We start from the raw sequence: 13,851 nt of genomic DNA, 5'->3' as shown, positions 1-13,851 counted from the left end.
ACAAAGAAGGACCCGTAATGGCGAACCAGACCATCGACAACGCGTTCACCGCCCGCTCCAAGACGGGGCCTTCCTTCGAGCCGACCTATGCCGGCGCGCTGTCGTTCATGCGGCGCAAATACACCAAGGATGCAAAGGGCGCGGACGCCGTCGTGTGGGGCATTCCGTTCGATGCCGCCGTCACCAACCGGCCGGGCGCGCGCTTCGGGCCGCAGGCGATCCGCCGCGCCTCGGCGATCCTCGACAACGACCCGCAATATCCGTTCTCGCGCGACCTGTTCGAGCATCTCGCCGTCATCGACTATGGCGATTGCCTGCTCGATTCGGGCAATCACCAGAAGACACCAGGCACGATCGAGCGCGAGGCGGCGAAGATCCTGAAATCGGGTGCCTTCCTGTTGTCGCTCGGCGGCGATCATTTCGTCACCTGGCCGCTGCTCAAGGCACATGCCGCCATCCACGGGCCGCTGGCGCTGGTGCAGTTCGATGCGCACCAGGACACCTGGCCTGACGATGGCAAGCGCATCGACCATGGTTCGTTCGTCGGCCGCGCCGTCAATGAAGGCATCATCGACCCCGACCGCTCGATCCAGATCGGCATCCGCACGCATGCCCCCGATACGTTCGGCATCAAGATCCTTTACGGTCACGAGATCGAGGAGATGCGGGCTTCCGACATCGCCTATGCGATCGTCGACCGCACCGGCGGCAGGAAGACCTATCTCACCTTCGACATCGACTGCCTCGACCCGGCCTTTGCGCCCGGCACCGGCACGCCGGTTGCCGGCGGACCGTCCTCGGCGAAAATCCTGTCGACGCTGCGCCAGCTCGGCCAGGTCGATATTGTCGGCGCCGACGTCGTCGAGGTTGCGCCGGCCTATGATCACGCCGATATAACGGCGATCGCCGGCTCGATGGTGGCCATGCACTATCTCGGCCTGGTGGCCGAGCGAAAAGCGCGGGCGGAAGAGCTGAACAGCGGCAACCATGGCGCGGCAAACCATGGCCAGGGCATATAGGCCTGAATTAGCAGGGAATTGACGGGCACATGAAACCGAAAATCTTCATCGATGGCGAACACGGCACCACCGGCCTGCAGATCCGGGCGCTGCTGGCCGAGCGCGGCGACCTCGAGATCATCTCGATCCCGGCCGAGCGCCGCAAGGAAACGGCGGCGCGCGCCGAGTTCCTCAATGCAGCCGATGTCGCCATCCTGTGCCTGCCGGATGCGGCTGCCAAGGAAAGCGTGTCGCTGATTGCCAACGACACCACCAAGGTGATCGACGCCTCCACGGCGCATCGCGTCGCCGAGGGCTGGGAATACGGTTTTGCCGAGCTGGACAAGGATCAGGCCAAGATCATCGCCAATGCGAAACGCGTCGCCAATCCCGGCTGCTGGCCGCAAGGGCCGATCGCGACGCTGCGGCCGCTGGTCGCTGCCGGTCTGCTGCCGGCGGATTTCCCGATCACGGTCAATGGCATTTCGGGCTATTCGGGCGGCGGCCGGCCGATGATCGAGGACTATGTCGCCAAGGGCGAGGATGCCTCTGAATTCCAGGTCTATGGGCTGACCCTGCAGCACAAGCATGTGCCGGAGCTGCGCACCTATGCGAAGCTGTCGCACGATCCGATCATGCAGCCGGCGGTCGGCAATTTCGCCCAAGGCATGATCACAGTGGTGCCGCTGCAGCTCGGCGGGCTCGACCATGTGCCGGCCGGCGCCGAACTGCACGCGGCAATCGCCGACCATTTTGCCGCCATCAAGGGCGGCGTGGTCGAGGTAGCTCCTTACGAGCACGTGGAGCGCCTGCCCGAGATCAATCCCGAGGTCTATAACGGCACCAACCGCATGAAGGTCTATGTCTTTGCCAATGACGACAGGGCGCAGGCGCTGCTGATTGCGGTCTATGACAATCTCGGAAAGGGCGCCTCGGGTGCTGCCGTTCAGAACATGGATCTGATGCTCGGCCTTTAATTCAGTTGGAGAGAGCATGTTGCCCGAAAACCGCTTAACACTTTTCGGCATCACGCTCTGAATGGACGCGCCTGCATTTCCAAAGCGCTGGAAGATCAGCGCGCCCGAGCTCATTGCGGAGACGTTTTCGAGCCGCATCTGGAAGGTGCGGCGTGAGGACGGCTCGCCGGCCATCGTCAAGGCGCTCAAACCATTCGACGATGTCGAGGACGAGTTGCGCGGCGAGCACTATCTCGCATGGCGGCGCGGCGAAGGCGCGGTGCGGCTGCTTGGCCGGGACGGCCACCGCATGCTGCTCGAATATGCCGGCGACACCCTGCTTTCCGACGTTCTGGCCAAAGAAGGCGACAACGCCGCGACCGCAATCGCGGCCGAGTTGATGGGGAGACTGTTCTCGCCCTCAAGACACCCTGCCCCGCCGGACCTGCAGCCGCTGCGGACACGGTTTGCCAGCCTGTTCAAAAAGGCCGGAGCCGATCGCGACGCCGGAGAGCACAGCCTCTATATCGAGGCCGCCGAAATCGCGGACCGGCTGCTCGATGCCCCGCATGCGGTCAAGCCGCTGCATGGCGACCTGCATCACGACAACATTTTGCGCGGTGCGCGCGGCTGGCTGGCGATCGACCCGAAGGGCGTGCTCGGCGATCCCGGCTTCGACGCCGCCAATCTGTTCTACAACCCACTGGGGCGCGACGACCTCTGCCTCGATCCCGAGCGCATCGCGCATATGGCCGAGATCTTCGCCAGGACACTCGGCCAGACGCCGGCTGCCATTCTCGACCATGCCATCGCCTATGGCTGCCTGTCGGCCGCATGGCATCATGAGGACGAGAATGCGGTCGACGAGAACCGCGAGCTGTCGGTTGCGGGAGTGATCCGAAAGGTGCGGCTCAGCTTCTGACCGGCGCAGCCTCGCGCGTTAGACGTGGCGAGGCAGTTCGTTCGCGAAATAGATTATTGCGACGGCCAAGAAACACCGTAGACGATGTACCTGCGTTCATGGGCGGCCGCGTTGGCAGTGGATAGGCGCCCTTGTTGCCGCGCCAGTGGGCGGCGGCAAATCCCAGCAGGACAAGCGCGAAGGCCTGATGGGTCAGCGCCATGTGCAGCGGCACCTGCATCAGCAGCGTGCCGATGCCGATCGAGGCCTGGACCAGCACCAGCAGAAACAGCAGCGTCGCGCGGCGTGCGTGTGTCGTGCCTGGTAAACGCCGGCGTGTCGCGATCATGTGCCAGAGCCCGACGGCAAAGACCGTGTAGGCGCCCAGTCGGTGGACGAACTGCACTGTCTTCGGGTTCTCGAACAAGTTGCGCCAGGCCGGCTCGAGCAGAAGCAAATCTGACGGGATCACCTTGCCGTCCATCAGCGGCCAGGTGTTGTAGCTCAGGCCGGCGTCGAGCCCTGCGACCAGGCCGCCGAGATAGATCTGGACCAGCACCAGCAGCACGATGAAGCCGGCCAGCCTTTGTGTCGGCCGGCCGGCGGCAGGCTCCGAATGCGGCGCCAGCCCGCGCGCGACCACCATGGTGGCGGTGAAGATCAGGGCGGCAAGCGTCAAATGCGTGGCCAGGCGGTACTGGCTGACGGAGACCCGGTCGATCAGGCCGGAGGCCACCATCCACCAGCCGATGGCGCCTTGAAGGCCACCAAGCAGCAGAATACCGACCAGCTTTGGCCCAAGGCCGCGCTCGATGCGGCGCGTCGCCCACAAGACCAGCAGCGGCAGGCCGAAGACCAGGCCGACACTGCGCGCCAGGATACGGTGCGCCCACTCCCACCAGAAGATCGATTTGAAGGCGTCCAGGCTCATGCCCTTGTTGAGCTCGGCATATTGCGGAATCTTTTGATAACGCTGGAATTCCTCCTGCCACTCCGCGTCATTGAGCGGCGGTATCACACCGTGGATCGGCTTCCACTGCGTGATCGACAGGCCGGAATTGGTGAGCCTGGTGGCGCCGCCGACCAGCACCAGCGCAAACAGCACCAGAAGCACGACATAGAGCCAGCCGCGCACCAGCGCCCGATTCTTCAAGTCGCGATCGCGGTCAATGTAAGGCGCGGCGGCTGATATTGCGGCCATGGGTTGGTCCCGGCAGGTTGACGTGGCGGATTGGTGAACCATCGCAACCCGGCTGACAAGACCGGACGGCGCGGCACGCCGTCGCGCCGCATCTCCCGGGTTGCACAGGCGCGCGGTTGGGCCTAAGCGAAGGCGATCAACGAGAACGCCTCATGCCCATCCGCCTGAAAAAGCTGATCGGAACCTTCCTGCTGGTGGCGCTGGTCATCATCTATGCGCTGGTCGCGTCGATCATAGCGGTCGCGCAGCTGTCGCAATCCAGCCCGCTGGTGCACTTCCTGTTCTTCCTGTTCAGCGGCCTGTTCTGGGTGCTGCCGGCGATGGGCATCATCAAATGGCTGATCCTGGAGCCGCCGCCGAAAGGCTGAAGCGCCCGACCCAGGTTAGATGGTGACGACCATTTTGCCGGCATTGGCCAGCGGCGTCGTCACGCCCGACAACATCGTGCGGACATGGGCGACGCTCTGGTAGCGGCCGTTGATCGAAATGCGCGGCAGCGCGTGCAGGAAGCCGGCGTGCTCGGCGTGCAGCACGCCGTGGCGAGTGGTCACCGCCGAGGCGTAGCCGGCGTCGCGGGCAAAGCCCACTTCGCGGCAGCCGACAGCGCTGGCGTAACCATAGGGGTAAGCGAGATGACGGGGGTCTTCGCCGAGCTGCGCCTGCAGCTGGCGCCTGACGTCGACGATTTCATGGCGCGCATCGGCTTCGTCGAGCCGCTTCAGATTGCGGTGGTTGACCGTATGCGCGCCGATCGTCACCAGCCTGTGCCCGGCCACGGCGCGGATATCGTCCCAAGTCATCAGCGTGCTTGGGCGCAAGCCATCGAGGTCGATGCCGTTCGAGTGCGCCAGATCGCGCAGCACGGCGCGCTGATCCTCCTCGCGCACCTCGAGCGTCAGATAGGCATGCAGACGCGCATTGGCGTGGAGTTTCTTGCCGTGGGTCGAGCAGTCTATGGTCACCGGCCCCTTCGGCGTCGCCAGCGTCAAACGCTCCCGCGCGTTGACGATATCCTCGACCACGTCCCACCATAAATCGGCGCTGCCGTCGATCAGACCCGGCGCGACATAGATGGTGATCGGCGCGTCGTGCTTTTCCAGCACTGGCAGCGCTTCGGTCATGTTGTCGCGATAGGCGTCGTCGGCGGTGATGGTGGCGAACTGGCCGTCCTTGCCGCCGGCCTTGATGCGCTCGATCGCCTCGTCAAGGGTGACGAAGGCATAGCCCCTCGACTTCATGTCGGCGACGAGAGCGTCGAGGAATCGCGGGGCGATGTTGAGGTGGCGGTTGACGCCGTCCGGCTTCTCCGGCGTGGCGGTGACCCGATGCAACATGAGGATGGCGCCAATGCCGCCGACGAACGGCTTGGCCAGCGGTGCAAGGCCGGTAAAGCGGGCGATATTAAGCGCCAGTTTCCGAACTGCCTCACCACCGTCGATCATTCATTCACCTTTTGCGCCTAGGCTCGATCCAAGCACGGAACGCGCCGACGCGAACTCCTGATCGCGACGAATACGCCTTAAGGATTGAGGTATGGTTGACGCCACCGCGTCATTTGACGGCAATCGGCTCGCCGCAAGCAAGGCGTCTGCGCGCACGCCGGCTGCCGACCAGACCAGTCTGTCGGTGTCGATCGCAGATGCTGCCGCGCTCGCCTCTTACGGCGAATTCTGCCGTTCGGCGCTGTTTGCGCCGGCGCAAAGCGCGTCCTGGGTTCGTGCCTGGACGGCGCAGGCCAATCCCGATGCAGTCGTCGCCACGCTCAAAATCGAGGACAGGCCGGTCTTTGCACTGGCACTGGAAATCACGCGAACTGGTCCATTCCGCGTCGCCCGCTTCATGGGCGGGCGCCATGCCAACGGCAATTTCGCCGCCGCCGATCCGGCATGGCTGGCAAAGGCCGATGCTAAGGGGATCCGCAGGCTGGTGACGGCGATCGGCAAGGCGCGTCCCGACATCGATCTCGTTGCCTTGGAAAGGCTTCTGCCCGAACTCGATGGCGTTGCCAATCCGCTGGCGGCGTTCTCCAACTTTCCGAGCCCAAACCTGTCGCTCGCCGTCAATCTCGACGGTGGTTTCGATGCGCTGCTGTCGCGTGTGGGCGGCAAGCGCAAGCGCAAGAAGCACCGTTCGCAGACACGCAAGTTCGAGGCGGTCGGCGTTCATCGCCGCATCGAGGCGCAGACACCGGAAGACGTGAACCGGCTGCTCGACGCTTTCTTCGAGATGAAGGAGTTCCGCTTCGCCAAGATGGGCATCGCCAATGTCTTCGGCGAGCCGGAGGTGCGGGCTTTCTTCCGTGCCCTCTTCGCCGGCGCGCTGGCCGAGGAGAAACCGGCCTTTGTGCTGCATGGGCTCGAAGTGGCCGGCAAGCTGCGCGCAATCACCGGCTCGAGCCGCTCGGGCAAACGCCTGATCTGCGAATTCGGCGCCATCGCCGAGGACGATCTCGGCCACACCAGCCCCGGCGATTTCCTTTTCTTCGACATCATCGAGGAAGCCTGCCAAACAGGCTTCGATGTCTATGATTTCTCGGTCGGCGACGAGCCCTACAAGCGGCTCTGGTGCGATATCGAGACCAGGCATTTCGAGGTGCTGGCGCCCCTGACGCTGAAGGGACGCGCCCTGGCGTCGGCGCTGCGGCAGGGCGCACGTGCGAAAGCCTTCATCAAGAACAACCCGACGGTCTGGAAGCTGACCAAGATGCTGCGCCGCAAGGCCGTCGGACAGGCAGCGCCCGCTCCAGCGGACGACGAAAACTAGCCATCAGAAATTCAGCGCTTCGCGGAGCGCCGGGCCGGCCCTGACCCGCAGGTCGAGATCTGCCTCGATGTGGTCGATATGGTGCAGCATCAGCCGGCTCACCAACCCGCAATCGCCGCTTTCCAGCGCGCCGACCATTTCCGTGTGCTCACTGTGTCCGCAGGCCGACACGCCGGATCGTCCGTAAAGGGCGATCACCAGCGACGAACGCGCCACCAGCTCCTCCATGAAGCGCTGCAGGATGGCATTGCCGGCGACGGAGGCGAGCAGCAGGTGGAAATCGCCTGATGCCTTGATTTCGGAGCGCCGCGCGGTTGGGCCGCGCTCGGCGATGAAGCGGCCTTCCTCGTCGAGCTGCGCGCGGAACGCAGCGATATCGGTGGCTGTGACCCGCCCACAGGCGGCAATGGCTATGCCCGGCTCGATCAGCCGGCGCGATGCGAACACCTGGCGCGCTTCCTCGGGCGAAGGGTTGGCGACGAAGGCGCCACGGTTGCGCTCGGTACGCACCAGCCCCTCGAAGGACAGCATCTGCAGCGCCGCGCGCGCGACGGTGCGCGAGACGTCGAACAGCGTGCCGACCTCGCCTTCCGACAGCTTGGTGCCGGGCGTCAGCCGACGGTCGACGATGGCGTCCCGCAGATTGTCGCGGATCGCCTGGGCGCGATCCTGGTTGGCGCTGTCGGCGGAATGGATCTGATCGGCAATGTTCATGGCGATGATGGTTCCCAGCCTCTTCTAGCGCAACTCGTCGCCTGCGCACGAGAGGCAAAGTGGACACCAAGCCAAAAAAGATTGCATACGATTCTTGCGCAGATCGCGCACAATCGCCCATAATTTGTGCAATGCACAAGATAGCCTACCGGCTAGGCAGTGGGCAAGAACCCCGATTTTGCTGACGATTCAAACGCTTGGGCCGATTGCCGCCGATTGGCACGCATAATGCATTGGTTAATGCGACCAAACGGGGAAGCCTGAATGTCCAAAGCCGCCGAGATCGACATCGTGTCCGTTTCGAAAGTGTACGGAACGACGACTGCCGTCGAGGCCATCAGCCTGAAAATACCGGCAGGCACCTATTGCTGCCTGCTTGGCCCCTCCGGCTGCGGCAAGACCTCGACGCTGCGCATGATCGCCGGCCACGAAAGCATTTCGTCGGGCGATGTCCGCCTCGGCAACATTGTCGTCACCGACCTGCCGCCGGCAAAGCGTGGCACGGCGATGATGTTCCAGTCCTATGCGCTGTTTCCGCATCTCGACCTTGTCGACAATGTCGCCTTCAGCCTGAAGATGAAGGGCGTCGACAAGGAGCAGCGCCGTGCCAAGGCGCTCGACATGCTCAAGCTGATGCAGATGGAGGCCTATGCGACGCGCCGGCCGGCGCAGCTTTCCGGCGGCCAGCAGCAGCGTGTTGCACTCGCCCGCGCTCTGATCACCGATCCCGAGGCGCTGCTGCTCGACGAGCCGCTGTCGGCACTCGACCCGTTCCTGAAGATACGCATGCGCGCCGAGCTGAAGAAATTGCAGACCTCGCTTGGCATCACTTTCGTCCACGTCACCCACAGCCAGGAAGAGGCCATGGCCTTGGCGGACCTGATCGTGGTGATGAATGACGGCCGCATCGAACAGGCGGCACCGCCGCGCGATGTATTCGAGCGGCCGGCCACGGCCTTTGTCGCGCGCTTCATGGGCGACCACAATGTCATCTCCGGCCGGGTCACCGGCGAGCGTGGCGGCATGGTCGTCTTCGACGTCAATGGTGGCGCCTCGCTCGCCGCCCGCGGGCAAGGCCAGGAGGTGGGCACGCCGATCGACATCGCCATCCGCACCGACCATGTGCGCATCGGCGAAGCACCCTCTCCCGGCCTCGGCTTCACCGGCATCGTCTCCAACATCGAATATCGCGGCGCCACGGTGAAGCTGTCGGTCACCGGCGGCGGCATCGACGATTTCACCGTTATCATCGACGATTCCGACTTCTTCGCCAAACCCGTCGCCCTTGGCGACGCCGTACCGCTCGCCTGGGATTCCGAGGACGCCATCGTCCTCGGCCGCCTTCATTCATGAATTCAACGAAGCAAAACAAAACAGGGGAATAGGAATGACAAAAACAGTAGAAACAAAGACCGGAATTTCGCGCCGTTCGTTGCTCAAGACAGGTGCGGCCGCCGTCGGCCTCGCAGCAGGCTCGGGCGCCATTACAGGCTTCCCGACCATCTGGGCGCAGTCCAACATCACGCTGCGCCAGTTCGGCACCGGCGTGTCGAACCTGAACGCGATCGCCGACAAGTGCAAGGCCGACCTCGGCATCACGCTGGAAATGACGGCGACCGATTCGGACGCGGCCGCCCAGCGCGCCGTGACCCAGCCCGACAGCTATGACATCGCCGACATCGAATACTGGATCTGCAAGAAGGTGTTCCCGAGCGGCGTGCTGCAGCCGATGGATGTCAGCAAGCTGAAATACTACGACGAACTGGTGCCGTTGTTCAAAACCGGCAAGCTGACGCCCGACAGCATCATTGCCCAGGGCACCGCGCCGCACACGGTCGGCTATGTCGAAGCGCAGGACTCAAAGACCTTCGCCAAGGCGCCGACCAAGTGGTTCACCATGGTGCCGACGATCTACAACGCCGATACGCTAGGCATCCGGCCCGACCTCGTCGGCCGCGACATCACCACCTGGGCCGACATCATGGACCCGGCCTTCAAGGGCAAGACCGCGATCCTTAACATCCCGTCCATCGGCATCATGGATGCGGCCATGATCATGGAGGCCACAGGCAGCATCAAATATGCCGACAAGGGCAACATGACCAAGGAAGAGATCGACAAGACGATCGACTTCCTCATCAAGGCCAAGCAGGCCGGCCAGTTCCGCGCCTTCTGGAAGTCGTTCGACGAGAGCGTCAATCTGATGGCATCGGGCGAAGTGGTCATCCAGTCGATGTGGTCGCCGGCCGTCGCTGCCGTGCGCTCCAAGGGCATCGCCTGCCGCTTCCAGCCGCTCAAGGAAGGCTACCGGTCATGGGGCGGCGGCCTTGGCCTTGCCGCCCATCTCAAGGGCGCCGAGCTCGACGCCGCCTACGAATACATCAACTGGTATACGTCGGGCTGGGTCGGCGGCTATCTCAACCGCCAGGGCTACTATTCCGCCAATATGGTCTCGGCCAAGAAGTTCATGTCCGAGGACGAATGGGGCTACTGGATCGAAGGCAAGCCGGCCAAGGGCGAGATCAAGGCGCCGGACGGCACCGTCATGGAAAAGGCCGGCGCCGTGCGCGACGGCGGCTCGTTCGAAGAGCGTATGGGCAAAGTCGCCTGCTGGAACTCGGTCATGGACGAGGACCGCTACATGGTGAAGCGCTGGAACGAATTCATCGCGGCGTAGAGCGGACGCGTTCACTGTGATGTTGCGATCCTTCGCGCCCCCCTCTGTCCTGCCGGACATCTCCCCCACTTGGGGGGAGATTGGCAGCGTCATGGCCGGCTCTTCGTTAGCAACGTTGGAGTTTGGCGAAGGCCGTTATGAGAGTTCGATCTCCCCGCTCGTGGGGGAGATGTCCGGCAGGACAGAGGGGGGCGCGAAGGATCGCAAGTCATCGCGATCACGCGGAGGATTTTCCCAATGACAGTCGCGCTCGAACGCCCCGCCATCGCAGCAGCCAAGCCCGCCAGACGCCGCCGCGTCTCCCTTGGCGCCGTCACGCCCTATTTGCAATCGGCGCCGCTGGCGCTCATCCTCGGTGCGTTCCTGCTCTTGCCAATCATCATGATCGTCGTCGTCTCCTTCTGGGATTATGACTTCGCCGCCATGTATCCGGATTTCCTGACGACGAACTATTCCGACGTGCTGGGATCATGGGTCACCTGGAAGACCTATCTCAACACCATCAAATTCGCTGCCATCGTCTGGGCTCTGACCTTGTTCATCGGCTTCTGGGTCGCCTATTTCCTCGCCTTCCATATCCGCACCACCGCCATGCAGATGGTGCTGTTCCTTGTCTGCACGGTGCCGTTCCTGACCTCCAACATCATCCGCATGATCTCGTGGATCCCGGTGCTTGGCCGCAACGGGTTGATCAACTCGACGCTGGTGCAATTGGGGCTGGTGCCAAAACCCATCGAATGGCTGCTCTATTCGGAATTCGCCGTGGTGCTGGCCATGGTGCATCTCTACACGCTGTTCATGGTAACGCCGATCTTCAACACGTTGATGCGCATCGACCGCTCGCTGGTCGAGGCCGCGCGCGATGCCGGCGCGTCCGGCTGGCAGATCTTGTGGAACGTCGTCATCCCGCTGGCCAAGCCCGGCATGGCGATCGGCACCATCTTCGTCGTCACGCTGGTGATGGCCGATTTCTCCACTGTGCAGGTGATGTCGGGCGGCCAGAGCGCGTCGGTCGCACTGATGATGAAGAACCAGATGTCGCTGCTGCAGTATCCCGCAGCCGCCGCCAATGCCGTAGTGTTGCTGGTGTTGGTACTGTTGATGGTCGCGGGCATCCTGCGCATCGTCGACATCCGCAAGGAGCTTTGAGGTGAGCCACGAAAAACGCACCCTCGAATTCTATGTGCTTGCGGTCTTCTTCACTCTGTTCGTGCTGTTCCTCTACGGCCCGCTGTCGGCGATCCTGATCCTTTCTTTCCAAGGCGAGACCGGCGGCCTCACCTTCCCGCTCAATGGCGTGTCGCTGCACTGGTTCGCCAATCTGTTCGAGCGCCAGGCGGTCGGCGATTTCGGCGGCAGCTTCAAGCGCTCGCTCGTGCTCGGCCTTATGGTGATGATCGTCACCGTCGTCGTGTCGCTGCTGGCAGGGCTCGCTTTCCGGCAAAAATTTCGTGGCGCCACCGCTTTGTTCTACCTGGCGGTCGCCAGCCTCGTAGTACCCTCGATCATCATTTCGCTCGGCATCGGCGTCGTCTTCCAGCAGGTCGGCTTCCGCCCAGCCTGGTACACATCGGCCTTCGGCGCGCACCTGACCTGGACCTTGCCCTTCGGCGTGCTCATCATGTTCGCCGTCTTCAACCGCTTCTCGCCCGCCTATGAGGAAGCCGCGCGTGACCTGGGCGCCAACTCCTGGCAGACCTTCGCCCATGTCGTGCTGCCGATGATCGCGCCGAGCCTGATCGGCGTCGGCCTGTTCGGCTTCACGCTGTCCTATGACGAGTTCGCCCGCACGCTGATGACGTCGGGCACCTTCAACACGCTGCCGCTCGAGATCTACGGCATGACCACCAATGTCACGACGCCGGTGCTCTACGCGCTGGGCACGGTGACCACCGTGTTCTCCTTCCTGGTGATCCTGGCCACACTGGGCGCCATCCTCTATGTTGGCCGCAGGCGGGCCAGGGTTTGATTGTGCAGATACTGGTGGTGAACCCCAACACGACGGCGAGCATGACCGAGACGATCGCGGCGGCGGCGCGCGGCGTTGCCGGCGCCGGGACCGAGGTGATCGCGGTCACCTCCTCGATGGGCCCGGCCTCGATCGAGGGCTATTATGACGAGGCATTGGCCGTGCCCGGCCTTTTGATGGAGATCGCCGCCGGCGAACGTGCCGGGGCTCAGGCCGCCATCATCGCCTGCTTCGACGATACCGGCCTGGATGCGGCACGCGCCATGGCCTCCATTCCGGTCATCGGCATCTGCGAGGCCGCACTCAGTGTCGCCTCCTACATTGCCCAGCGCTTCACAGTGGTGACGACCACCGAACGCTCGCGTGTCCCTGTCGAGGGGCTGGTGCAGCGCTATGGCATGGCCGGGCGTGCCCGCGTGCGCGCCGCCGACATTCCCGTACTCTCGCTTGAAGACGCTGCTTCCGGCGCTGTCGAGAAACTGCGCGCCGAGATCGCCCGCGCCATAGCGGAAGACCGCGCCGAGGCCATCGTGCTCGGCTGCGCCGGCATGGCCGACCTGGCACACCGGTTGCAGCAAGAGTTCGACCTGCCCGTCATCGACGGCGTCGGCGCCGCCCTCAAACAGGCCGAGGCGCTGATCGCATTGGGCCTGTCGACCTCGAAGCGCGGCTCCTATGCCAGTCCGCTGGCCAAGCCCTATCGCGGCGTGCTGAAATCCTTCTCGCCGGGGGTGGTCGCCGCGGAGTGAACGCTATGAAGCCTACCGTCCGCGCATTGTCTCCGCCGGAACTGACCGTTCTCATCGACTGGGCGGCGGCTGAAGGCTGGAACCCTGGCCTTGACGATGCCGCGGCGTTCCGGCCAACCGATCCTGAAGGGTTCATCGGCGCTTTTGTCGACAACGAGATGACCGCCGCCATCTCGGCTGTCGCCTATGGCGGCAACTTCGGTTTCATCGGTCTCTACATCTGCCGACCAGACATGCGCGGCAAAGGCCATGGCAAAGCAGTCTGGAATGCGGGCATGGCCAGGCTGGCCGGCCGAACGGTCGGCCTCGACGGGGTCGCCGCGCAGCTGGCGAATTATCGCCGCACGGGATTCAGCTCGGCGTACGAAACCATCCGCTTCAGCGGCCGTATCGCGACCCCGCCCGTCCGAAGCGAAGGGGTGCGCATGATAACCACGCAACTCGTGCCCGACATCATCGTCTATGACGCCCGCTGTTTCCCCGCGCCTCGACGAGCCTTCCTGCACCGCTGGGCGCAGCCGCCGCATTGCGGGTTCGCCGCGATCAGTTCACTCGGCACCATAGGCTACGCCGTGGCTCGTCCCTGCCGTTCGGGTTACAAGATCGGCCCGCTGTTTGCCGACGACACCGAGACGGCGATGCAGCTCATGGGCAGTCTGGCTGCCGCATGCGAAGGTGGCGACCTGCATATCGACGTTCCTGCCGAAAATTTCGATTTCACCACGGCGCTTTCAGCAATTGGTTTCAGGCCGACCTTCACCACCACGCGCATGTACAAGGGCCCGCCTCCGAAGGTCGACTCGCGCCGAATATTTGGCGTGACGACCCTGGAGTTGGGGTAGATCCCGGCGCCGACTGACAGGCTTGGTTTTTCGGGAGCCGGCGGGCGATGGACGAGCCGATCCGTAGTAGCGCCGCCTAAG

Annotated in this window: 14 protein-coding genes; 11 read left to right on the top strand and 3 right to left on the bottom strand. The window is 63.7% G+C overall.

Annotation, left to right across the window (positions count from 1 at the left end; translation table 11 throughout):
- The first annotated feature begins 17 nt into the window (after window positions 1-17).
- From speB to NLY44_RS04375, 3 genes are all read left to right on the top strand, one after another.
- Window positions 18-1,019 (top strand): agmatinase, encoded by a 1,002-nt coding sequence (gene speB / locus NLY44_RS04385; protein WP_023669405.1) that lies wholly within the window; start codon window positions 18-20, stop codon window positions 1,017-1,019.
- A 29-nt stretch (window positions 1,020-1,048) separates the two neighbouring features.
- Entirely contained in the window at window positions 1,049-1,975 is a 927-nt protein-coding gene (gene argC, locus NLY44_RS04380) for an N-acetyl-gamma-glutamyl-phosphate reductase (protein WP_023743592.1), read from the top strand.
- A 61-nt stretch (window positions 1,976-2,036) separates the two neighbouring features.
- Window positions 2,037-2,876, top strand: a complete 840-nt coding sequence (locus NLY44_RS04375; protein ID WP_023805121.1) for an aminoglycoside phosphotransferase family protein — start codon at window positions 2,037-2,039, stop codon at window positions 2,874-2,876.
- Here NLY44_RS04375 and NLY44_RS04370 read toward each other — a convergent pair.
- Window positions 2,866-4,056, bottom strand: coding sequence for a COX15/CtaA family protein (locus NLY44_RS04370; protein ID WP_023805120.1), 1,191 nt, complete (start codon window positions 4,054-4,056; stop codon window positions 2,866-2,868). The two genes, NLY44_RS04375 and NLY44_RS04370, sit on opposite strands and share 11 nt — an antisense overlap.
- 152 nt (window positions 4,057-4,208) lie before the next feature.
- On the opposite strand from NLY44_RS04370, the gene NLY44_RS04365 reads away from it, so the two are divergent.
- Window positions 4,209-4,424 (top strand): DUF2842 domain-containing protein, encoded by a 216-nt coding sequence (locus NLY44_RS04365; protein WP_023669401.1) that lies wholly within the window; start codon window positions 4,209-4,211, stop codon window positions 4,422-4,424.
- Window positions 4,425-4,439: 15 nt separating this feature from the next.
- Here the strand turns inward: NLY44_RS04365 and NLY44_RS04360 are convergent, their stop codons facing one another.
- Window positions 4,440-5,498 carry a polysaccharide deacetylase family protein gene (locus NLY44_RS04360; protein WP_023805119.1) on the bottom strand — a complete coding sequence of 353 codons (1,059 nt, stop codon included), beginning with the start codon at window positions 5,496-5,498 and terminating at the stop codon, window positions 4,440-4,442.
- Window positions 5,499-5,589: 91 nt separating this feature from the next.
- On the opposite strand from NLY44_RS04360, the gene NLY44_RS04355 reads away from it, so the two are divergent.
- The gene (locus NLY44_RS04355) at window positions 5,590-6,819 is read left to right on the top strand and encodes a GNAT family N-acetyltransferase (protein WP_023805118.1); all 1,230 of its coding nucleotides are present in this window, start codon (window positions 5,590-5,592) and stop codon (window positions 6,817-6,819) included.
- 3 nt (window positions 6,820-6,822) lie between these two features.
- On the opposite strand, the gene NLY44_RS04350 is transcribed toward NLY44_RS04355, so the two are convergent.
- Window positions 6,823-7,533 (bottom strand): GntR family transcriptional regulator, encoded by a 711-nt coding sequence (locus NLY44_RS04350; RefSeq protein ID WP_023669398.1) that lies wholly within the window; start codon window positions 7,531-7,533, stop codon window positions 6,823-6,825.
- 264 nt (window positions 7,534-7,797) lie between these two features.
- Between NLY44_RS04350 and NLY44_RS04345 the strand changes: the two genes are divergently transcribed.
- From NLY44_RS04345 to NLY44_RS04320, 6 genes are all read left to right on the top strand, one after another.
- The gene (locus NLY44_RS04345) at window positions 7,798-8,886 is read left to right on the top strand and encodes an ABC transporter ATP-binding protein (protein WP_023750744.1); all 1,089 of its coding nucleotides are present in this window, start codon (window positions 7,798-7,800) and stop codon (window positions 8,884-8,886) included.
- Between the two features lie 34 nt (window positions 8,887-8,920).
- Entirely contained in the window at window positions 8,921-10,210 is a 1,290-nt protein-coding gene (locus NLY44_RS04340) for an ABC transporter substrate-binding protein (RefSeq protein WP_023682324.1), read from the top strand.
- A gap of 237 nt (window positions 10,211-10,447) precedes the next feature.
- The gene (locus tag NLY44_RS04335) at window positions 10,448-11,359 is read left to right on the top strand and encodes an ABC transporter permease (protein ID WP_023805117.1); all 912 of its coding nucleotides are present in this window, start codon (window positions 10,448-10,450) and stop codon (window positions 11,357-11,359) included.
- Between the two features lies 1 nt (window position 11,360).
- Window positions 11,361-12,179 (top strand): ABC transporter permease, encoded by an 819-nt coding sequence (locus NLY44_RS04330; protein ID WP_023669394.1) that lies wholly within the window; start codon window positions 11,361-11,363, stop codon window positions 12,177-12,179.
- A 2-nt stretch (window positions 12,180-12,181) separates the two neighbouring features.
- The gene (locus NLY44_RS04325; RefSeq protein WP_023669393.1) at window positions 12,182-12,928 is read left to right on the top strand and encodes an aspartate/glutamate racemase family protein; all 747 of its coding nucleotides are present in this window, start codon (window positions 12,182-12,184) and stop codon (window positions 12,926-12,928) included.
- A gap of 5 nt (window positions 12,929-12,933) precedes the next feature.
- On the top strand, window positions 12,934-13,770 hold the full coding sequence (locus tag NLY44_RS04320) for a GNAT family N-acetyltransferase (RefSeq protein WP_023669392.1): 837 nt from the start codon (window positions 12,934-12,936) through the stop codon (window positions 13,768-13,770).
- Window positions 13,771-13,851 lie beyond the last annotated feature (81 nt).

It is taken from the genome of Mesorhizobium sp. C089B (genome assembly GCF_030323125.1).
In the GTDB taxonomy this organism is placed as follows: Bacteria; Pseudomonadota; Alphaproteobacteria; order Rhizobiales; family Rhizobiaceae; genus Mesorhizobium.
The sequence above is the reverse complement of the archived record's forward strand: the minus strand, read 5'-3'. Positions and strand labels throughout refer to the sequence as shown.